Annotated in this window: 12 protein-coding genes and 2 pseudogenes; 10 read left to right on the top strand and 4 right to left on the bottom strand. The window is 58.1% G+C overall.

The window, feature by feature from the left end; all coding sequences use genetic code 11:
• Positions 1–27 precede the first annotated feature (27 nt).
• Positions 28–1,197, top strand: a complete 1,170-nt coding sequence (locus ASG55_RS19340; RefSeq protein ID WP_056789307.1) for a DUF1624 domain-containing protein — start codon at positions 28–30, stop codon at positions 1,195–1,197.
• A 252-nt stretch (positions 1,198–1,449) separates the two neighbouring features.
• Here the strand turns inward: ASG55_RS19340 and ASG55_RS19345 are convergent, their stop codons facing one another.
• A complete protein-coding gene (locus tag ASG55_RS19345; protein WP_056789309.1) occupies positions 1,450–2,841 on the bottom strand; it encodes an aldehyde dehydrogenase family protein in 1,392 nt (463 codons plus the stop codon).
• A gap of 103 nt (positions 2,842–2,944) precedes the next feature.
• On the opposite strand from ASG55_RS19345, the gene ptrR reads away from it, so the two are divergent.
• The gene (ptrR, locus tag ASG55_RS19350; RefSeq protein WP_038862196.1) at positions 2,945–3,823 is read left to right on the top strand and encodes a putrescine utilization regulator PtrR; all 879 of its coding nucleotides are present in this window, start codon (positions 2,945–2,947) and stop codon (positions 3,821–3,823) included.
• Positions 3,824–3,835: 12 nt separating this feature from the next.
• Here the strand turns inward: ptrR and ASG55_RS19355 are convergent, their stop codons facing one another.
• Both ASG55_RS19355 and ASG55_RS19360 read right to left on the bottom strand, forming a co-directional pair.
• On the bottom strand, positions 3,836–4,459 hold the full coding sequence (locus tag ASG55_RS19355) for a glutathione S-transferase family protein (protein ID WP_056789310.1): 624 nt from the start codon (positions 4,457–4,459) through the stop codon (positions 3,836–3,838).
• Positions 4,460–4,574: 115 nt separating this feature from the next.
• Complete coding sequence (locus ASG55_RS19360) at positions 4,575–5,393, bottom strand: alpha/beta fold hydrolase (protein WP_016775055.1); 819 nt, start codon at positions 5,391–5,393, stop codon at positions 4,575–4,577.
• Positions 5,394–5,616: 223 nt separating this feature from the next.
• Between ASG55_RS19360 and ASG55_RS19365 the strand changes: the two genes are divergently transcribed.
• The 6 genes from ASG55_RS19365 (at position 5,617) to ASG55_RS19390 (ending at position 18,709) form a co-directional block, all read left to right on the top strand.
• On the top strand, positions 5,617–7,323 hold the full coding sequence (locus tag ASG55_RS19365; protein WP_056789319.1) for a ShlB/FhaC/HecB family hemolysin secretion/activation protein: 1,707 nt from the start codon (positions 5,617–5,619) through the stop codon (positions 7,321–7,323).
• A 25-nt stretch (positions 7,324–7,348) separates the two neighbouring features.
• Positions 7,349–16,000: a two-partner secretion domain-containing protein gene (locus ASG55_RS19370; RefSeq protein ID WP_236708182.1), complete on the top strand. Its 8,652-nt coding sequence runs from the start codon at positions 7,349–7,351 to the stop codon at positions 15,998–16,000.
• Entirely contained in the window at positions 16,000–16,434 is a 435-nt protein-coding gene (locus ASG55_RS19375) for a hypothetical protein (RefSeq protein ID WP_016775049.1), read from the top strand. The genes ASG55_RS19370 and ASG55_RS19375 overlap by 1 nt, the downstream gene beginning before the upstream one ends.
• Before the next feature lie 498 nt (positions 16,435–16,932).
• A complete protein-coding gene (locus ASG55_RS19380; RefSeq protein WP_056789322.1) occupies positions 16,933–17,208 on the top strand; it encodes a hypothetical protein in 276 nt (91 codons plus the stop codon).
• A 465-nt stretch (positions 17,209–17,673) separates the two neighbouring features.
• A complete protein-coding gene (locus tag ASG55_RS19385) occupies positions 17,674–18,225 on the top strand; it encodes a hypothetical protein (RefSeq protein ID WP_056789325.1) in 552 nt (183 codons plus the stop codon).
• Positions 18,226–18,364: 139 nt separating this feature from the next.
• The gene (locus ASG55_RS19390; RefSeq protein ID WP_056789328.1) at positions 18,365–18,709 is read left to right on the top strand and encodes a hypothetical protein; all 345 of its coding nucleotides are present in this window, start codon (positions 18,365–18,367) and stop codon (positions 18,707–18,709) included.
• Positions 18,710–18,802: 93 nt separating this feature from the next.
• Here the strand turns inward: ASG55_RS19390 and ASG55_RS19395 are convergent, their stop codons facing one another.
• On the bottom strand, positions 18,803–19,846 hold the full coding sequence (locus tag ASG55_RS19395) for an LLM class flavin-dependent oxidoreductase (RefSeq protein ID WP_056789330.1): 1,044 nt from the start codon (positions 19,844–19,846) through the stop codon (positions 18,803–18,805).
• A gap of 359 nt (positions 19,847–20,205) precedes the next feature.
• Here ASG55_RS19395 and ASG55_RS27725 point away from each other — a divergent pair.
• Together ASG55_RS27725 and ASG55_RS27730 are read left to right on the top strand one after the other, a co-directional pair.
• A pseudogene (locus ASG55_RS27725) lies at positions 20,206–21,090 on the top strand (cache domain-containing protein); the annotation flags it as partial.
• A 306-nt stretch (positions 21,091–21,396) separates the two neighbouring features.
• Positions 21,397–21,996: pseudogene (locus ASG55_RS27730) on the top strand (methyl-accepting chemotaxis protein); the annotation flags it as partial.
• Between the last annotated feature and the right edge of the window lie 68 nt (positions 21,997–22,064).

Raw genomic sequence — 22,064 nt, forward strand, 5'->3', positions numbered from 1 at the left:
GTTATTCCTCTCGATTGCGAAAGATCCATGACCCCTGTGCTTCCCCGTTCTGCCCCATTGACGACTGGCCGGCTGCTGTCTATTGATGCGCTCCGAGGCCTGGTGATCCTGTTCATGCTGCTCGATCACGTGCGCGAAACCTTTCTCTTGCACCGACAGGTCTCCGATCCGATGGACATCGCCAGCACCGAGCCGGCGCTGTTTTTCAGCCGCACATTGGCGCATTTGTGTGCGCCGGTATTTGTCTTGCTGACCGGTTTGTCGGCATGGCTCTACGGCGAAAAATACGCTGGCAAAGCCGATGTCAGCGCGTTTCTGTTCAAGCGCGGATTGTTCCTCGTGGCGCTGGAATTCACTTTGGTCAACTTCGCCTGGACGTTCCAGTTGCCGCCCAGCGTGATCTACCTGCAAGTGATCTGGGCGATCGGCCTGAGCATGATCGCTCTGGCATTACTGGTCTGGTTGCCACGTGCGCTGCTGCTGACGCTGAGCCTGGCGATCATCGCCGGGCACAACTTGCTTGATACGCTGCATTTCCCGGTCGAGTCGGCGCTGCATGTGCCTTGGGCGATTCTGCATGATCGAGGCTGGATCGAGATCAGCGACACCCTGCGCCTGCGCACCTCGTACCCGCTGCTGCCGTGGATTGGTGTAATCGGCCTGGGCTATGCACTGGGACCGTGGTTTGCCCGGGGCATGGATGCGGCGGTGCGTCAGCGTCGTTTGCTGATTGCCGGGGGCGGTGGATTGCTGGGATTTGTGGTGCTGCGCTTGATTAACGGCTACGGCGAAAAACCGTGGGCGATCAGCGATTCGCTGGTGCAGACACTGATGAGTTTTTTCAACATCACCAAATATCCGCCGTCGCTGCTGTTCATCGCGCTGACTGTGAGCGTGGGGCTGTTGCTGTTGCTCGTCTTTGAGCGCGTGCAAAGTCGCCGCTGGATTGGCTGGCTGACCGTGTTCGGTTCGGCGCCGATGTTTTTCTATCTGCTGCACTTGTATGTGTTGAAGGTGTTGTACCTGATTGGCGTGGCGCTGTTCGGCCTGAATCAGGGCAGCTATTTCGGCTTTTCGACGGTGACGGCGGTGTGGCTGGCGGCGGTGGTTCTTGCCGTGGTGCTGTTCCCGGCAGTGCGCTGGTTCTCTGCATTGAAAGCGCGGCGGCGGGACATCAGCTGGCTGAAATATCTGTAAATTGCGTGGACTTGTGGGAGTGAGCTTGCTCACGAAAGCGGTGAATCAGCCGGTATAAATGCTGGCTGATGCACCGCCATCGCTGGCAAGCCAGCTCCCACAGGGTTCTATGGTGTTTGCTGTATCAGTTTCCACCGCAGTATTTGTGGGAGCTGGCTTGCCAGCGATGGCGCCGGTGGATTCGGCATCTTCATCGCTTGATACACCGCTTTCGCGAGCAGGCTCGCTCCCACAGGTTTTACAGCATCCGGCTTATTTACGATCCAGCCACACGGTCTGCGCGTTGCAGAATTCCCGTACGCCAAAGTGCGACAGCTCACGACCGAAGCCGCTTTTTTTCACGCCGCCGAAGGTCACACGCGGATCGCTGGCGGAGTAGCCGTTGATGAACACGCCGCCGGTTTCCAGTTCACTGGTCAGTTGCTCAGCCAGCGCCACGTTCGCGGTGTAGATAGTCGCGGTCAGGCCGAAATCGCTGTCGTTGGCCAAGGCCACGGCGTGTGCGCAATCGCGGGCGGTGATGATCGAAGCGACCGGGCCGAACAGCTCTTGCTTGAACGAAGTCATGCGGTCGGTGACATCCGCCAGTACCGTCGGCTCATAGTAGTTGCCCGAACCCTCAACCTTGCCGCCCCCCAGCAACAGCGTCGCGCCTTCCTCCAACGTGTCGCGCACTTGCTGATCCAGCTCATCACGCAGATCGAACCGCGCCATCGGCCCGATGTAAGTGTCGGCGTTCAGCGGATCGCCCACTTTCAACTGGCGTGTAGCTTCGACGAACTTACGGGTAAATTCCTCGACCACACCTTGTTCGATGATCAAGCGTTTGGCAGCCGCGCAGACCTGGCCGGAATTCTGATAACGACCGACCACCGCCGCGTGCACCGCCTCATCCAGGTCAGCATCGTTGAGCACGATGAACGGATCGGAGCCGCCGAGTTCCAGCACGCATTTCTTCAATGCCGCACCGGCCTGAGCGCCGATGGCCATGCCGGCGCGGACGCTGCCGGTCAGCGTCACAGCGGCGATGCGCGAATCGGCAATGGCGCTGGAAACGCCTTCCGGGGTGACGTTGATCACTTCAAACACGCCCTCGGGGAAACCGGCGCGGACGAACGCATCGCGCAGCAGGTAAGCGCTGCCCATCACGTTCGGCGCATGCTTGAGCACGTAAGTGTTGCCAGCGATCAACGTCGGCACCGCGCCGCGCAGCACTTGCCAGATCGGGAAATTCCACGGCATCACCGCCAGAATCGGCCCCAGCGGACGATACTCGATACGCGCTTTGCCGCCTTCAACCTGGGTCGCCTCAGCGTCGAGCATGGCCGGGCCGTGTTCCGCGTACCACTCGCAGAGCTTGGCGCATTTCTCGATTTCGCCACGGGCCTGGGCGATCGGCTTGCCCATTTCCTGGGTGATCATGGTTGCCATCGCTTCTGAGGTTTCACGCAGCGCGCCGGCGAGGGCGGTCAAAAGGCGCGAACGATCCTGCAGCGGCTTGCGCTTCCACTTGCCAAAAGCGAAGGCAGCGCGAGTCAGTGCCGCATCAAGGGCAACGGCGGATTCAAACGCGTATTGCCCGATCTGCTCACCGGTGGCGGGGTTGATCGAGATGGCGTGGGTCTGGCTGGAAATCTGGCTCATGACGTTGTCCTGTAGGTTCGTCGGATGGGCCTAGAGTAGGGTGGCGTTAGTTTTCTGGAAACTGAATAATAAAGAGCGTTTCTTTCACGATTGGAGAATGACTTTGGATTTGGTGCAACTGGAAATCTTCAAGGCCGTGGCCGAGCACGGCAGCATCAGCGCCGCCGCCACGCAGATCCACCGCGTGCCGTCGAACCTGACCACACGGATCAAACAGCTTGAGCAGGATCTCGGCGTCGATCTGTTCATCCGTGAGAAAAGCCGATTGCGCCTGTCGCCGGCCGGGTGGAGTTTTCTCGAATACACGCGGCGCATTCTCGATCTGGTGCAGGAAGCCCGCGCTACGGTGGCAGGCGAAGAACCCCAGGGGGCGTTCCCCTTGGGCTCGCTGGAAAGTACCGCAGCGGTGCGCATTCCAGAACTGTTGGCGGCGTACAACCAGCAGCACCCGAAGGTCGATCTCGATCTTTCGACCGGGCCATCGGGGACGATGATCGACGGCGTACTGTCCGGGCGCCTGGCTGCGGCATTCGTCGACGGCCCGGTGCTGCATCCGGCCCTGGAAGGTGTGCCGGCGTTCGAGGAGGAAATGGTCATCATCGCGCCGCTCAATCATTCACCGGTCGAACGTGCGGCGGACGTGAACGGCGAGAATATCTACGCCTTCCGATCCAACTGTTCCTACCGGCATCATTTCGAAAAATGGTTCAGCACCGACGCTGCCGTACCCGGCAAGATCTTCGAAATGGAGTCCTACCACGGCATGCTCGCCTGCGTCAGCGCCGGTGCCGGCCTGGCACTGATGCCGCGAAAAATGCTGCAAAGCATGCCCGGCAGCGCGACGGTCAGCGTCTGGCCGCTGACCGCGGACTTCCGCTATCTGACCACTTGGCTGGTGTGGCGCCGGGGCACAGTGTCGCGCAGTCTGAGCATGTTCGTGCGCTTGCTTGAAGAGCGGGGCGTGGTGCGTGAGCAAGCCTGATCGAGCATGTCTTTATGGCGTGCCGTTGCGCCCGTACAAACGATAACCGTCGCGCTGATTCAAGCGATCGTAATAGGCGCGCACCGCAGCAAGATCCCCGTGATCGAGCGGCGTTTCGAACCAGCGATTGACCGACAGCCCGATCGGGATGTCCGCCAGGGAAAACTGCTCGCCACTGACGTAAGCGCCGGTCTTCTCCAGTTGGCGATCGAGGATTTGCATGTTGCGCGTCCAGTCCCGGCAGCCGGCGGCCAGGGCATCGCGATCCTGATAGTCCGGCGACTTGCGCACCAGCGCCATCAGCGGATACGACCACGAGCGATTCAGCTCCGAGGCCTGCCAGTCGGTCCACTGATCGACCCGCGCCCGGGCAACAGGCTCAGCGGGATACAAATGCGCGCCGCCGTAACGCGTCGCCAGATAACGAATGATCGTGTTTGATTCCCACAAGGTGAAATCGCCGTCCTGGATCACCGGCACCATGGCGCAGGGATTCAGCGCGAGAAACTCCGGCGTGTTTGGCGACTTGAAACCCGAACCCCAGTCTTCGCGCTCGAACGGGATGTCCAGTTCGGCACAGGTCCACAGCACTTTGCGCACGTTGATCGATGAGGCTTTGCCGAGTAGTCGCAGCATGGGATTTCCTTCTCCGGGTAGTGGACGCAGAAAAATACCATAGCGTAAAACACAAGGCCCGCATTGCGCGGGCCTTGGTTCATCAGCATCTGACTACGGCTTTTGCCGGGCGGGATTACCGGTTGAGGAACGCCAGCAGATCCTCATTCAACGCCTGCGCATGGGTTACGGCGAACCCGTGCGGCGCGCCGGCGTAAACCTTCAACTCAGCGCCTTTGATTTGCGCAGCGGCCTGCTTGCCGGTGGTTTCGAACGGCACGATCTGGTCGCCGTCACCATGGATCACAAGGGTCGGCACGTCGATCTTGGCCATGTCCGGGCGGAAGTCGGTTTCCGAGAACGCGGTCACGCAATCGACGGTGCCCTTGAGCGAGGCCATCAGCGCGATGTTCAGGGTTTGCGTGAGCACGCCGTCAGAGACTTTCTGGCCCTGATTGGTGCCGTAGAACGGCGCGTTGAAATCAGCGATGAATTGCGCACGATCCTTCAGCAGGCCGGCCTTGATGCCGTCGAACACCGATTTGTCGACGCCGTCGGCGAAGTCGGCTTTCTTGCCGAACAGCGGCGTGACCGCGCCGAGCAATACCAGGCCGGCAACACGCTCGCTGCCGTGGCGGGCGATGTAGCGGCTGACGTCGCCGCCACCCATGGAGAAGCCGACCAGGGTTACGTCGCGCAAGTCCAGATGGTTGATCAAACCGGCGATGTCATCGGCGAAGGTGTCGTAGTCGTAGCCGGTCCAAGGTTGATCGGAGCGACCGAAACCACGGCGGTCGAAGGCGATCGTGCGATAGCCGCGACTGCTCAGGTATTCCATCTGGTATTCCCACATGTCGGCATCCAGCGGCCAGCCGTGGCTGAACAGCACGGGCTTGCCGCTGCCCCAGTCCTTGTAATAGATCTCGGTACCGTCTTGGGTCTTGAAGGTGCTCATGCAAACTCCTTGTGATCGTGTGTGGCAAGAATAGATGCCGAATGGGCAACGGCCACTATCCGCGCAAAACGCGCCGGCCACTTGTACGCAGGTGCTGGTTTCACCCGTATGAAGGTGCGGCAAACGCCGATGAACGGTGTAAACATAAGTTTGACGTCAAAATGATGGCCCTCTAATATCGCGCCACTATTTTGATGTCACTTTTTATGTCGAGGGATCGAACATGTTTTCACCCGCCTTCACGGCGCGGTTGTGCCTGGCGCTGCTCTGCCTTTCTCCGCTTGAATCTGCCTGGGCCGCGCCCACTCCTGGTGAAACCGACCTGATCCGCGAACGTCAGAACCGTTTGCTCGAAGAGCAGCAGCGGCGCCTCGAAGAACTCAAGGATCTGCCCGGCAAAGACGCCAAACCGGCGCAACCGACAGCACCCGCCGATACGCGCTGCTTCACCATCAAGGACATCGAGCTCAAGGGCGCCGACAGCCTCTCGGAGCGCGACAAGGCGCGGCTGCTCAAGCCTTATATCGGCGAATGCCTCGGCGTGCCGCAGCTCAACGAGCTGCTCAAAGTCATCACCGATCACTACATCGACAAAGGTCTGGTCACCAGCCGCGCTTATCTGCCGCAACAGGATCTGTCCGCCGGGCACCTGAAAGTGCTCGTGGTCGAAGGCAAACTCGAAGGCATGAAAGGCGCAGAAAACAGCCGGCTCTCGGATCGCGAACTGGCCATGGCCTTTCCCGGCAAAAGCGGTGAACTGGTCAACCTGCGCAAGATCGAGCAGATGGTCGACCAGCTCAATCGCCTGCCGTCCAACCAGGCCAAAATGGAGCTGGCGCCGGGGCAGAATGTCGGCGGCAGCGAGGTGCGCGTGACCAACACGCCGCAGAAGCCATGGCGCGCCGGCCTGTCGCGCAGCAACGATGGCCAGCGCAGCACCGGCGAGCAGCAGTGGGGCACGTCGTTCGACTGGGACAGCCCGCTGGGTCTGGCCGACCAGCTGAGCCTGCGCGGCGGTCACGATGCGATGACCGATCACCAGCACACCTCCAACAACGCCATGCTCAATTACAGTCTGCCGTGGGGCTGGTGGACGTTCAGTTACACCTACAGCCAGAGCGAGTACCGCTCGCAGATTGCCGCCAACGGCTACAACTTCAAGCAGACCGGCGACAGCGAAAACCATCAGTTGCGCGCCGAACGCGTGATCCATCGCGACGCGGTCAGCAAGACCTCCCTCAGTGCGGGACTTTCGTACCTGCGCAGCAACAACTTCATCGAAGACAGCAAACTCAAACTGAGCAGCAATCGCATCAGCGAAGCGCAATTCGGCTTCAACCACGGCCGTCGTGTCGGCAGCGCGTTCGTCAACTTCGATGCTGGCGTGCAGGAGGGCATCGGCGCTTTCGATGCGCAGGGCAGTCACGATCCCGGTCCTGGCGAGCCGGACGCACGCTACCGCAAATACACCGCAACGCTGAGCTATTTGCAGCCGTTCAAATTGCTCGGTGAATCCTTCAGCTTCAGCAGCCTGATGACCGGCCAGCGCAGCGAAGATGTGCTGTTCAGCCCACAACGCACGAGCCTCGGCGGCTCGGCGTCGATCCGTGGCTACAAGGATCAATCGCTGTCCGGCGACAGTGGTGGCTACTGGCGCAACGACCTGCGCTGGAGCCGCCCGGTGACCGCCGAATGGCTGCAACCGGTGTTCGCCGAATACGGCACCAGCCTCGGATACGACCAGGGCGTAATTCGCGGCGATCGCTACAACGGCGATCAGCACGGACGCATGTCGAGCAACTCGCTGGAGTTGTTCGCACGTGGTCAGCATGTGGCCGCCAGCGTGACTTTCGCGCATTCCCTGGAACGACCGGACGCGCTGACCGAGCGTGAAGCGCCGATCTATTTCCGCCTGGATTTCTTCATTTAATTTTTGCCCGCTTCGAGATTCTGATATGGACATTCGCCACCTGGCCTGCCTGGCCAGCCAACCTTCTGCGGCCGTAAAAAAGCGCGAGCAATTCTGCGGCATGCCCAAGCGTGGTCTGGCCTTTTTGCTGGCGAACGTCATGTTCTGGCAACCGGTGTGGGCGCAGGCGGACGGCATCGTTGTCAGTGCACCCGGCACCAGTCTGGATCGCGCCGGCAATGGCGTGCCAATCGTCAACATCGCAGCGCCCAATGGCAGTGGCCTGTCGCATAACCAGTTCCACGACTACAACGTCGGTGCGCAAGGCGTCATCCTCAACAACGCCACCGACCGCATGCAACAGACGCAACTGGGCGGGATCATTCTCGGCAACCCGAACCTGCGTGGCGCAGCGGCACAAACCATCCTCAACGAAGTCAATGGCGGCAGCCCGAGCCAGTTGCGCGGCTACACCGAAGTCGCAGGGCAATCGGCACGGGTGATCGTTTCCAATCCTTACGGCATCAGTTGCAATGGTTGCGGTTTCATCAACACCCCACGTGTCACGCTGACCACCGGTAAACCGGTGCTCGACAATGGTCGCCTGGAGCGCTTTCAGGTTGATCAGGGAAGCGTGTCGATTGACGGCGTCGGTCTTGATGCGAGCAACGTCGACAGTTTCGAAATCATTACCCGCAGTGCGCAGATCAATGCACAGATCCATGCAAAAAACCTGAACATCACCACCGGCCGCAACGACGTCAACGCCGACACCCTCAGCGCCACCGCCCGTGCCGATGACGGCAGCGCCAGACCACAACTGGCCATCGACTCCTCGGCGCTCGGCGGCATGTATGCCGGTGCAATCAAACTGGTCGGCACCGAGCAGGGCGTTGGTGTGAAGCTGGCGGGGGATCTTGCCGCCAGCGCCGGTGACATCCGGATCGACGCCAATGGCCAGCTGACCCTGGCTAAAGTCACGGCGGGTAATGCCGTCGATGTAAAGGCCAAAAGTCTCGATGCCCAGGGCGCGGTTTATGCCGGTACGCAGGTCACCGTACAAACCGCCGAAGACCTGATCAATCGCCAAAGCCTCGCTGCCCGTGACAGCGTCAGCCTGAGCAGCGGCGGCAGGCTGACCAACGCTGGTGTGATTGAAGCCGGGGTGAACGCAGACAACAGCCGCAACGCCAAGGGTGATCTGTCGATCAACAGTGCTTCGGTGAGCAACAGTGGCAGCGTGTTGGCCAGCCGGACCCTGACCGCCAGCGCAGCCGCAACGTTCGAGAACCAGAACGGTACCGTGCAGGCTCAAGACATCACTTTGAACGCGGCGCGCCTGGTCAACCAAGGTGTGAATGCGCGTGTTTATGGTGAAACCCGTCTAGTCGTGAGCGCGCCGGCCATCGTCAACCTCAGCGGCCTGATTCGCTTCGCCGATGGGCAAGCGGCAACACTGGTGGTCGACAGCATCGACAACCGTCAGGGTCGTATCGAAATCGCCGGCGGCAGCCTCAAGCTCAATGCTCAGGAGGTAAAAAACACCGGCGGCAAAGTGATCGCCGGTCGCCTCGACGTGGACGCCCGTCAACTGGACAACAGCGGCGGCCTGATCGGCGCCAGCGACGGTGAGGCCAAGGTTGTCGCCCGCGAACGTCTGAATAACGGCGCGGGCAAGATCCAGGCGAAAACCACACTGGCACTGTCGGGAGGGGAGTTGCTCAATCAGGGTGGGACGCTGGCAGCCGACGACATTCTCGTCACGGCCACTCGCCTTGATAACAGCGCCAAGGGTGTGATCAGCGCGGAAAACGGTGCTGCTGATCTGACGCTGATGCAGGATTTCGATAACCACGACGGCAAGGTCCAGACTTCGGATCGCTTGACCGTCACTGCGCAGAGCATCAACAACCGCAACGCAAGTCTGACGGGCAAAACCCTCGAGGTGGCCAGTCGCGGCACGCTGGATAATACGCAAGGCACGATTTCGTCCGATGACAGCGTGGTTTCCAGTGCAGACCTGGATAACAGCCTTGGTCTGATCCAGGGGACCGATCGCCTGAGCCTGACCGCGCAAGATCTGCAAAACGCCAGCGGCCAACTTTTGGGCGGCATCGTCGACGCAAACCTGCGCAATCTGATCGGCAACAACGACGGCACGCTCAGCGCCGAAACCGGGCAACTGACGCTCCTCGTCCAGCAGCACTTGAACAACGCATTGGGCCGTCTGCAATCCATCAAAGGCGATGTGGAACTGCGTGCCAGCTCTATCGATAACCGTGGCGGTGTAGTCGCCGCCCGGCAATTGCTGGTGGTGGCCAAGGACGGATACGTCGACAACCGTGGCGGGCGGATGATCGCCGACGACCTGGAGTTGCACGCGGCCAGCCTTGATAACCGTGCCAACGGGTTGTTGGCCGCAGGTGCCGATGGCGCGCGGTTGATCCTCAAGCAAACCTCGCCGGGCCAGTCGCAACTGCTGAATCAACAGGGCCGGATTCAGAGCGAAGGTCAGTTGCACATCGACGGTGACGAGATCGAAAACAGCGCCGGTGTCCTGCTCGGCAACGCTATCGACATCAATGCCAAACAACTTGGCAACAACGACAAGGGCGGCATCGTCGGTAATGGCGGCGATGTCGTCCTCAACATTGCCGGAGTCTTCAGCAACGTCACCGGTCTGGTCGATGCTGGCGCACAGCGCTTGCTCCTTGATCAACTGACCTCGCTGGATAACCGGGGCGGCACCCTGCAAGGCAAGCGCCTGGACATCAATAGCGCCTGGATCAACAACAACGCTGCCGGGCAGATCATCGCTGGCAGCGACGGCCTGAAGATTACTGGCAAAACACTGCTCAATCAGCAAGGTGTGATTCTGGCCAACGGCAGCCATGCCGAACTGGCGCTGAACAACGGCAATTTGCAAAACCAGGGCGGCACGCTGCAAGCCGACTCGGTGAGCATCAACAGTGCCGACCTCGACAACAGTGCAGCCAGCGGCAAAGCCGGGCTGATTTCCAGCCTGATTGATGACTTGACGCTGACCGTGACGCGCCTGGCTAACCGCGCCGGCAAGATGTTCGGCAAGGATCAGGTGATCTTCACTGGTGCCAGCCTGGACAACACCAGCGGCGAGATCAGCGGTAATCAGCTGGGGCTCGAAGCCGTCGGGCAGGTCCTCAATCAGGGCGGCCTGATCGAATCGGCAAACAGCCTCAAGCTGACTGCCCACGGCTTGGATAACAGCGCCGGTGGTCAGCTCCGCGCCCTCGGTGGCGCTGCGAGTCAGATCAAGCTGACCGGCAATCTGAACAACCAGAGCGGCGTGATCGAAATCGGCAGTCAGGACCTGCTGCTGTCGGGTGCCGAAATCAATAACTTCAGCGGCAATGTGCGCCACGCGGCGCAGGGCCTTTTCGACCTGGATGTGAGCCAACTGGCCAACAACCAGGGCAGTCTCACCGGGCTGGGCAATGGTGTATGGGATGTCGGCTCGGTCAACGGTGTTGGTACCTGGCAACTGAACGGCGGGCTGACCTACACCAGTGCGCAGAACCTGACGCTCAATGCTGGCGAACGGATCGCCAGTGCTTCGGCGCTCAGCCTCAACGTGGCCAACCTGAACAATGCCGGACAATTGCTCAGCGGCGGCGATCTGGCGCTGACCCTCGGCGGCAATCTGCTCAACAGCGGCAAAGTCTCCGCGCAGCAGAAACTCACGATCAGCGCCAACGACGTGATCCAGCAGGACGGGCGACTGGTCAGCAGCGGCGACACCGTGATGACCTTGCGCGGCACACTGGACAATCTCGGTCGCCTGATCGCCAATCAGAACCTCACGGTGACGGCGGCACGGATCAATAACAAAGGTACCCTCGGCGCCCAAGGCGATCTCGAATTCACCGCCGCCAACGGTCTCTACAACGATGCCGACACGCTGCTGTTCAGCGGCGGCACGATGAAGCTGCACGGCAACAGCCTGAATAACTATTACGGCGATATTTACAGCCGCGGCAACATGAGCTTCGACGCTGTCGATGGCGCGCGCGCGGCGTTGTTCAGCAATTTGTCGGGCACCATCGAAGGCGAGGGTGACGTCGACATCAACGCGGTTTCCTTCGAAAATGCCAAAGCCGAGTTCGAGCTGACTTCCGGTCAGTCGTCCGGCAGTTTGAGCTGGGTGTGCGGTCAGCACTGCGATGGTGGTGATGGCTGGAAGCGCGGCACCATCACCATCACTACCCAATTCAACGACGAGGTGCTCAAGGACTCGCGCGCGGCGCGATTCGTGGCAGGCAAGAACTTCACCATCCACGCCAACCAGGTTGAAAACCGTTACAGCCTGCTGGCCGCCAACGGCGACCTGACCGTGACGGCTGACAGCCTGCTGAACCAGGGCGGGGAGTCGCGTTCGGGGACGCGCGTGGTGAAAAGGGGCACCCCTGGGCGTATCGACAACAGCCTCTGGGACAAGATGGAGTTCGTCGATGTTCCGGCGTTCAACGCGGCTACCGCGGCCGGCAACTTCGATCAGGTGCGGTTCGATGAACTGATCAGTCGCTCCAGTGATTCGCGATTCTCTTTGATGAGTGACGTCACCACCTGGAACGCAAACGGCAACGCCGTTTACGCTGCGGTGATGCAGGCCGGCGGCAAGGTCAAGCTCGACGTCACCAACAGCATCCAGAACGGCACGCTATACGACAACACTTATGGCCAACTGACAGGTTCTCTGGCCAGCGACCAGACTGACGCGGTCGGCGGCATCAACATCAACCTGGGCAAACATAGCACCGACGCTGTCGCCCAAACCTCCAGATCCGTTACCCGTATCGAGCATGTCGACGCCGATGGCGTGAAGCAGATCAGCTTCACACCGGTGGACTTCAAAGGTGTGCCGTTCGCCGCCGTCGACCCGACGGCTTCCTCGACCTTCCGGTTGCCGAAAGGCCCGTACGGCATGTTCGTGCAAAGCACGAATCCGCAGAGCCGTTATCTGATCGAAACCAACCCAGAGCTGACTCAGACGACGGCGTTCATGAGCTCCGACTACCTGCTCGGCAAGCTCGACTTCAGCGCCGATGAAGCGGCGCGTCGCCTCGGTGACGGTCGCTATGAATCGCGGCTGATCAGCGACGCCGTCATGGCCCAGACCGGCCAGCGTTTTCTCGCCGGTGGCCTGGAGAACGACTACGAGCAATTTCGTTATCTGATGGATAACGCTCTCGCCAGCAAAAACCAACTGAACCTCTCTGTCGGCGTCAGCCTGACCTCGGCGCAGGTCGCTGCGCTGACCCACGACATTGTCTGGATGGAAGAGCGCATCGTCGACGGCCAGAAAGTGCTGGTGCCGGTGTTGTATCTGGCGCAGGCCGAGTCGCGCAACGTGCGCGGTGGCAGCCTGATTCAGGGCCGAGATCTGGAAATGCTGGCCGGTAGCGATCTGGTCAACGTCGGCACATTGAAGGCCAGCAACGACGTGTCCGTCGACGTCAAGGGCAGCCTCTATCAGGGCGGTCTGGTGGAAGCCGATGAGCGCATCAAACTCATGGCCACCGACAGCATTCGCAACGCACTGGCCGGCGAAATCCGTGGCAATCAGGTCGAACTGACGACACTCAAGGGCGATATCGTCAACGATCGCACCGCCATCGCGGTGCGTGATGGCAACGGCATGCGCACCCTCGTCGACGACGGCAGCATCATCAGCGCCCGCGACAGCCTGACCATCAAGTCCGGACAGGATCTGACCAACGCGTCTGCCATCAGCAGCGGCGGTGACGCCAGCCTGAGTGCAGCGCGCGACATCAACCTGTTGGCGACACGCGACGAAGACGAACTCCACGAATCGTTCGATGGCGGCCATCGCTCAGTCATTACCACCACGGTGGAAAACCTCGCGTCGACAGTGAAAACCGGCGGCGACCTGAAGCTCGATGCCGGTCGCGACATCAACGTCGTCGCCAGCACAGCCGAAGCCACCGGCAACCTCACCGCCGAGGCCAAGCGCGACATCAACATGTCCTCGGCCGGTGATGAACACAACGTCGAAACCCATAGCAAGGACGGCAAGAAACGTGTCCATGAACAGGATGACCACACTGTTCAGAAAGCAGCTGAGTTCATCGCCGGCGGCGACGTAAAAACCAGTTCCGGGCGTGACACCACACTGATCTCGAGCAAAATCAGCGCAGGCAATGAAGCCTACGTCTACGCCGGTAACGACCTCAGTCTTCTGGCCGCGCAGAACAAGGACCACACGCTCTACGACATGAAGGAGAAGGGCGGTTTCGGCAACCTGAAACTCCAGCGCGACGAAGTCACCCAGGTCACCCACGTCGGCAGCGAAATCAAGACCGGCGGCAACCTGTCTCTGGTCAGCCTGGGCGACCAGCATTACCAGGTGGCCAAACTCGACAGCGGCAAGGACATCCTCCTCGACAGCGGCGGCGCCATCACCTTCGAAGGGGTGAAGGATCTGCATGACGAGAGCCATACCAAAACCAACAACAACGCGGCGTGGGTCTCGGCGAAAGGTCGCGGCAACACCGACGAAACCCTGCGCCAGACGCAGATGATCGCCAAGGGCAACATCGTCCTGAAAGCGGTCGATGGGCTGAAGATTGATATCAAGGATGTGAGTCAGGAGTCCGTCAGCCAGACCATTGATGCGATGGTCAAGGCTGATCCGCAACTGGCGTGGTTGAAGGATGCGGAGGCTCGGGGAGATGTTGATTGGCGGCGCGTGAAGGAGATTCACGAGTCGTTTAAATACAGCAACTCGGGGCTTGGCCCGGCTTCGCAGATGATTATTGCGATCGTGATGGCTGCCTTTGTCGGGCCTGCTGCGTTCGCTTCGCTAAGCGCGAGCATGGGCACAGCCTGGGCCGCAGGCCTCGCCGCTGTGGCAACAGGTGCAGCCACGAATGCCACGACCAGTTTTATCAATAACGGCGGAAACCTTGGAGCGGTTTTCGCGGACGTTACTTCATCCGATGCACTGAAGGGCTATGTGATTTCCGGAGTGACAGCCGGATTGATGGCCGAATACCTGAACCAGCTGACGGGTATGAAATACGATCCGAATACCGGAAAGCTGCTCGGCCCGTCGTTAGCCACGTGGGAGGGCGTCGGTAGATTCGCTGGAAGCCAAATCATCCAGGGTGGCACTTCCGCGCTGATCACCAAGGCAGTCGGCGGCGATGCAAGTGCCGGTGACGTTCTGAAGACGGCTCTTTTCAATACCGTCGCGGCGTTCAGCTTCAACATGGTGGGCGATCTCACGCAGGGCGTTCTGGATGATGGCTCAGCGGGCAAAATCATCATTCATGCGGCGGTGGGTGGGCTGTTGTCGGAGATGACCGGCGGGGATTTTGCGACAGGCGCGTTGGCGGCTGGTGCGAATGAAGCGCTTGTTGGTGAGATGAACAAATGGTTCAAGGGCAATCCCGAGTTGTTGCTCATGGGGTCGCAGATAGTGGGGGTGCTCTCCGCAACTGCGCTGGGCAATACTGATCAAGAGTCATTGGAAAACGCTTCTTGGGTTGCCAACAACGCGACACAGTACAACTTCCTGAATCATCAGGATGTAAAAGACCTCGAGAAAGCGCTTAAGGAGTGTAAAGACAACTGTGATGCTGTTCGAGCTGAGTTTGCCAAGCGTGATGCGGATAACACGGCGCGGCTCAATAACTGTTGGGCGACCGGCGATTGCGCGCAGATCAAGGCTGAGATTGATGAAGGCTCTCTTGCATTAAATAAACTTTGGGAAAATGACGATTCGGGGATCACAGATCAATTCCTTCATAGCAATATCGCCGACTCGACCAACGCTAGGACGCGAGCGGTCCTCGACCACCTTCCGAAAGGGGATCCGGCTAATGCGGTGAAATTGTTGGCTGCAGCGGGAATTATTGCTCTTGCGCCGGAAGCGATTGGTTTGCTTGGACAGTTGGCCACGAGAGGTGCAGCTACTTGTGCAGCAAACCCAGTGCTGTGCGCGAACGAAGTCGCGATCTGGACCGCTGAGGCAGGAATGTCGGAGGCACTTCCCGTGGGGTTAGGGGCCACAGCAGGTGGGGCCGCAGCCAAGGAACTGAGTGATCTCCGCGGTTTGATGGAGATCGAAGCGAAAACTGGGGCTAAGCTAACGGCTGAGCAGATTGCGGCAGTCGTTAGGCCGGCAGCGATAGGTTCAGAGGGGGCAGCCACCGTTGGAGGTCAGGCAACCTCTACATTTTTGAAAGATTTTGGCGAGAAAGTTCTTAGTCATAACACCCAGATTGGCGTGCGTAATAGTAAGGCGGGGACGATTTCTGGTGCTCATAACAGCGATGCCTTCTTGGAGTCGGTTGAAAAAACTGGGGCAAAAATCTCCAACAAAACTACGGATGTCCGTTATCCTGGCCTTGTGGAGTATAGTTATCAGTTGCCTAAAACTAACACTCGGGGCGAGTTGGTCGGTGGATACAAGTCCAAATCCACCAAAACAACTTATGATTCGAAAATTCTGTCAGATATCAAGGTGGCTGATATGTCGAGCAGGGCGGCAGTCGAAGCTGGCTCTTTGTTCAGAGCTAATCCAGCCATGAGGGAGGCCAGTATCAAAGTTGATGGTTATTACTTTCAAGTGACGCGTGATAGCAAAACTGGAGATATAACAAACTCATTTATTACTATGCCGCCGAGGATGAAATAATGGCTGATTTGGTTTGGTTAGAGGTTCTCAAGGAATCATTTTCTTCAACTGACGCAGATTATGAGGGTCTTTACGAGTTAATTGAGGCTTCTATCGTAAGAGGGAGGACTAATTTTCCTGCGTTCATCTACGACGCTTCGCAGGGACATGGGTTCTCAGTGGCTGAAGGTTTTTTTTACTCGCTTGATCAGGATTGGGACGATCCAGAAGAATTCAATGAGGTAAGTTTCTTCTTGGGGGAAGCGTTAACTTCTAGCATACCTGTGGCTGACTACGTTTCTCTGATGAAAATTGCAGCTGATGTTTATTCTGCTTACTTTCCAGATGAACGCGATGGAGTTCAAAGGTCTGCTGAAAGATTAGAAAAGCGTTATTCACAACAAATGGAGGAGATAAACGGGGACAGACCACCTTTCAATTCTCGTCCAGCGTAAAAGCGGTGGCGACCTGAAGCTCAATGCCGGTCGCGACATCAACGTTGTCGCCATCGCCGAAGCTACCGGCAACCTTACCGCCGAGGCCAAGCGCGATATCTCCCTGTCTCGGCCGGTGATGAACACAACGTCGAAATCCACAGCAGGCACGGCAAGAAACGCGTCCATGAAGAGGACGACTACTCTTTTCAGGAAGCTGCTGATTCATCGCCGGCGGCGACGCAAATACCAGCCCGGACCTCGACACCACACTGGTCGCGGGGAAGATCTGCACAGGCAACGAAGCCTACGTCTACGCCGGTAATGATCTGAACCTGCTGGCCGCGCAAAACAAGGGCCGCACCCTCTACGACATGAAGGAGTAAAACGTGTCTGTCCGCCGTTTTCCCAAGTAAGGTGATTGGAACAAACGTCTGATGCGCTCCAATCTCGACAATCAAAATAAATGTTCGGGATGGTGGGATCCAGACTGCGTTCTCGTACTGGTTAGGAATGGTTATGAGCAGTGGCGGCACGATAATAGAACGATTTGTGGCCCAAGAGTTGGACGACAGCGTTCGCTCTATTTTGAAAAACGCCTTTGATGAGCGGGTTTGCTCAGAGAGCATTCTGTTCAGGGCGTTCGAGTTTAATTGCTTTGACGTTTCTTTAGACTTTGAAAAAGGCATCGTCACATTGCAAGATGTACTCTCCGCTAGAGAAAGTAGCGTTCTTGATATACCGATACGTGATTTTATCTCTGCTTGTGGTTTGAATGTCTCTTGTAAATTGTAGAGGCCTAGATGTGATCTGACACCGGCCTAGCACCCAGATAAACGGGGACAGACCACGTTTAAAACGCATTCCAAAACGTGATCTGTCCCCGTTTCCCCGAGTCGGCGCAACATATTGAAGATGCCATCGGGGGGTAAATGGGGACAGACCACGTTTAGAAAGCACTCTGAAAACGTGGTCTGTCCCCGTTACCTCTCTACCGCAGTGGAGTTTGTGCCAAAATGGACGCGAAACAGCTCGGGTCAGATCGATGCTTTTACCTCTCCCGCAGAAGCAATAAAAATGCTTGAAGTCAATGGTTATAGCAGGACATTCTCACAAGACGGAAAAGTTTCAATATTGACCAAGGGAGATAGGACCTATAGGTTCTATCCAGAGTCGACGTCGACTAAAGAACCAACTGCATCGCTGGATATTGCAGGTATCAAAAAAACGATTGTCAAAATCCGATTCAAGGGTAACTAAATGAGCCTCACCAAACTCGAACATCAAGAGCTAAATCAGATAACCGCGATGTTATCGAATCGTCTTGAACTGAATAAAGATTTGCCCGAAATGGTTTTTCGAGATTCAGGATTAGAGTTTTATTTTTTTGAGAGGCCTCTTTTGAGCAATGTTGATGTACTCGATAGTTTGCTCTGTTCTAGCTTTAAAGTTTTTTCGACGAGTGCGTTTGCCCTGTTCGATGCGCCGCTGGCTAGCACTTGTTATCTTTTTGATGGGGAGAATACTCAAGAAGATGTTGAGGAGTTAAGCGTGGGGTTTCGAGATTTTTTCAAGGGTACAGTAAATTATCCGGTTGTCATGGGTAATGTGAGTTTTGATTGGCTATTGTTTGAAAGTGCTTGCGAAGAGTACGGTGTGCTGGCTTTCGATTCACGGCATGCTTCTAGTGAGTTTTCTGAGTGTTTAAGCTGCAACTTGATCAGCTCTGCAGAGTTTCAGAGTCTTAGAGGTTACGATAAAGCCTTGGATAAAATAATTGCAGCTTTTCATGCCTATTTTGAAAAAATATAGATTGTGAATAGTTTTCCTTTCGTGAGGTGGAACAAATAAATCGCTCTTCGCGTTATACATTTCATACGGATCCTCATACTCATACCTACCAGTACGGGCCGGGCAAGGGTGACAATGGACAGCATACGAGGATCAACCATTGAGCAATCTCAAAGCACTGAATGACGGTCTACATGAATACGTTTATGTGGAAAGTCTTCATCTGGATTCCGAAGATGGACTTAGCGGTTACAACCTGTTGATGACGCTGGCGAAGTCTGCGGATCCTGGAGCAGCGACTATCGCGGTCATGTTTTTTAAGGTGGGCGGTTTGAACGTGCGGGGATTTGGTGGTGGCCTGACACAGTTCATGGATCTTTGCGTGTCGAGGGTTGAAGGCGGATTGGATCGTATCCGGTATGAGCTGGTTGATGAGGAAGAAGAAAAAATAGCTTTCAACTTCCACTCCTTCAAAGTGCTCAGCGAGGATGGCAGCGGCGAATAGGCTGCGAAAGCCAGGTTGCACGAATTGATGCCTTTTTCCAAAAAAAGCCCCGTCTGAAGCGGGGCGTTTTTTTTGGTTTAACCTGCGAAACCTTTAGCGAAACGCCGGCACCACATGCTTGATAAACAACTCCAGCGACTTCTTCTTCTCTTCATGCGGCAAGCTGTTGTCGCACCAGAAACTAAACTCATCCACCCCCAATTCCTGGTAATACTTGATCCGCGGAATGATCTCTTCCGGCGTGCCGATCATTGCGGTCTTGTGCAGGCTCTCCAGTTCAAACTCAGGACGCCCGGCAAACTTCTCTTCAGGACTCGGCGCGAGGAAGCCGTTGACCGGAGTTTCCTTGTTGCCGAACCAGGCATCGAACGTGCGATAGAAACGTGAGATGGCTTTCGCGCCGACCTTCCAGCCGTCCGGGTTATCAGCGGTGTGCACGTGGGTGTGACGCAGCACCATCAATTGTGGGCGCGGTACGTCTGGGTTGTTGTCCAGTGCAGTCTGGAATTTGTTCTTCAGGTCAAGGACTTCTTCGTCGCCTTTCATCAATGGCGTGACCATGACGTTGCAGCCGTTGGCGACGGCGAAGTTGTGCGAATCCGGGTCGCGGGCGGCGATCCACATTGGCGGGTTCGGTTTCTGGATCGGTTTCGGCACGCTGGTGGAGGTGGGGAATTTCCAGATGTCGCCGTCGTGGGCGTAGTCGCCTTGCCACAGGGCGCGGACCACCGGAACCATTTCGCGCAGGGCCTGGCCGCCGCTGGAGGCGGGCATGCCGCCGGCCATGCGGTCGAATTCAACCTGATAGGCGCCGCGCGCCAGACCGACTTCCATGCGGCCGTTGCTGATCACGTCGAGCAGGGCGCATTCGCCGGCGACGCGCAGCGGGTGCCAGAACGGCGCGATGATGGTGCCGGCGCCGAGGTGGATGGTGGTGGTTTTCGCTGCGAGGTAGGCCAGCAGCGGCATCGGGCTTGGGGAGATGGTGTATTCCATGGCGTGGTGTTCGCCGATCCACACGGTGCTGAAACCGCCAGCCTCGGCCATCAGGGTCAGTTCGGTCAGGTCTTCGAACAGTTGGCGGTGGCTGACGCTTTCGTCCCAGCGTTCCATGTGTACGAACAGGGAAAATTTCATGACGCTACCTCGAGTCTTTTGTAATTGGCCGGTCGTGTGCGGGCCTGTCGAACTGACGTGAACGCGTTGCGCTCGCGAGTCTTCTCACCATTCAAGCACGCCTTCGAGGACGGCTGTTCGGTTGATTGATTATTGGTATACCATAATACGGAATATCCGCAAAATATTTCTGACCAACACTTCGAACAAGGAAGGCGCAAGCAATGAACATAAAACAAAAACTGACTCTGGCGTTTGCGGTAATCGCCAGCCTGCCGGTGTTACTGGTGGCAGCGCTGATCATCCTCAATGTCCGCGAGGGCGCGCGCGACACCTTTACCGACAGCACCGGGCGCGAGGTGCGTCAGGTGGAAAACGCGATGCAGCTGTTCTTCGAGGGCATCAGCCAGAACGTTGCTTACCTGGCCGAGCATCCACAACTGCAGAGCATCGATACCAGCCTCAAACGCTACCTGAGCAGCGACGCCGCGCAAGTGCCGATGGGGCCGCAGGATCAAGAGCTGTTCAAGCTGTTCGACGGTCTGGCCAAGGCGCACCCGGCCTATACCTATCTATCTGTCGGCACCGAGCAGGGCGGTTATCTGTTCTGGCCGGGCGATGCGCAACTGGCGAACTACGATCCGCGCACCCGGCCCTGGTACAAAACCGCGATGGCCAATCCCGGCAAAACCCTGCGCACCGAGGCCTATTATTGGGCGGCGGATGACGTGGTGCTGGTGAGCACCGTGCGCAGTTTCAACAACCAGTTGGGCAGCAATGCTGGCGTGGTCAATATCGATGTGTCGCTCAAGCAGTTGACCGACCTGGTCAAGCAGATTCGCCTCGGCGAGAGCGGTTATCTGATGTTGATGGAAGCCAACAACACCGTGCTGGTCGACCCGAGTGATCCGGCGCACAACTTCAAGAAACTCAGCGATCTCGGCGACGGTTATCAGCAACTGGCCGAGGCGGGCAAAGGCCTGGTCGAGGTGCAATTGGCCGGCGAGGATTACATGGCGCTGGTCTGGCCGTCGCAGGCGTTGGGCTGGCGGTTTGTCGGCTTGGTCAAGGCGAGCGAAGTGATGGCCGGGGCGACTCGTTTGACCTGGTTGATCGGCGCTATCGCTGTGGTTTGCGCACTGTTGTTTGCAATGGCCGGCGCGTGGTTCGCCGGACTGATGGTCAAGCCGATTCGTGGTGTCGCCAGCGGACTCGAAGGCATTGCCCAGGGCGAGGGCGATCTGACTGCGCGACTGGAAGTACGTGGGCAGGATGAAACCGCGCAACTGGCGGGCTGGTTCAACCAGTTTCTCGAAGCGATTCGCACGTTGATTCAACGCATCGGCCAGGCAGCGGGGCAGATTCACAGCAGCTCCGGCAGCGCCACCGAGGTCTCGGCGGAGATGGCCGACGTCGCTTCGCGTCAGCGTGAGGCGGTGGACATGGTGTCTACGGCGTTTCACGAAATGGTCGCCACTTCCAACGAGGTCGCGCGTTCGTGCAGTCAGGCGGCCGATTCGGCAGACAACGGTCAGCGTCAGGCACACACCGGGCAGCAGCAGATCGATGCGGCGGTGAGCAACGTCGGGCGCTTGAGCCAGGAGATCGGCCACAGTGCCGAGTCGATGCAGCAACTGGAGCAGGACAGCAACGACATCCAGTCGATCCTCGGCACGATCCGCTCGATTGCCGAGCAGACTAATCTGCTCGCGCTCAACGCCGCCATCGAAGCCGCGCGTGCCGGTGAACAGGGCAGGGGCTTTGCCGTGGTCGCCGATGAAGTCCGGGCGCTGGCCAAACGCACCTCGGATTCCACCGGTGAGATTGACGCACTGCTGGGCAATCTGGCGCGGCGCACCCATCAGATGGGCAAGCAGATGCACGCCAGCCTCGAGGTATCGCAGGAAACCGTGGTGTCGATCAACGAGGCGCGGGCGAGTTTTGAATTGATTCGTGAATCGGTTGACGTGATCCGCGACATGAACACGCAGATCGCCACGGCGGCGGAGGAACAGCATCAAGTGGCGGAGGACATCAATCGGCACATCAGCCAGATTCATGGTGATGCGCAGTTGGTGGCGAGCCTGGCGGATTCGACTCGCCAGGATGCGCAGAACCTGACGGCGTTGTCGCAGACGTTGAATCAGTTGGTGAGCCGGTTTCGGACCTGACACGGTCGCCCAGGCAACACCAAAACTTGTGGGAGCGAGCTTGTTCGCGAAGGCGTCGGGTCAGTCAA

This window comes from Pseudomonas sp. Leaf434 (genome assembly GCF_001425545.1).
GTDB classification, from domain to species: domain Bacteria; phylum Pseudomonadota; class Gammaproteobacteria; order Pseudomonadales; family Pseudomonadaceae; genus Aquipseudomonas; species Aquipseudomonas siliginis.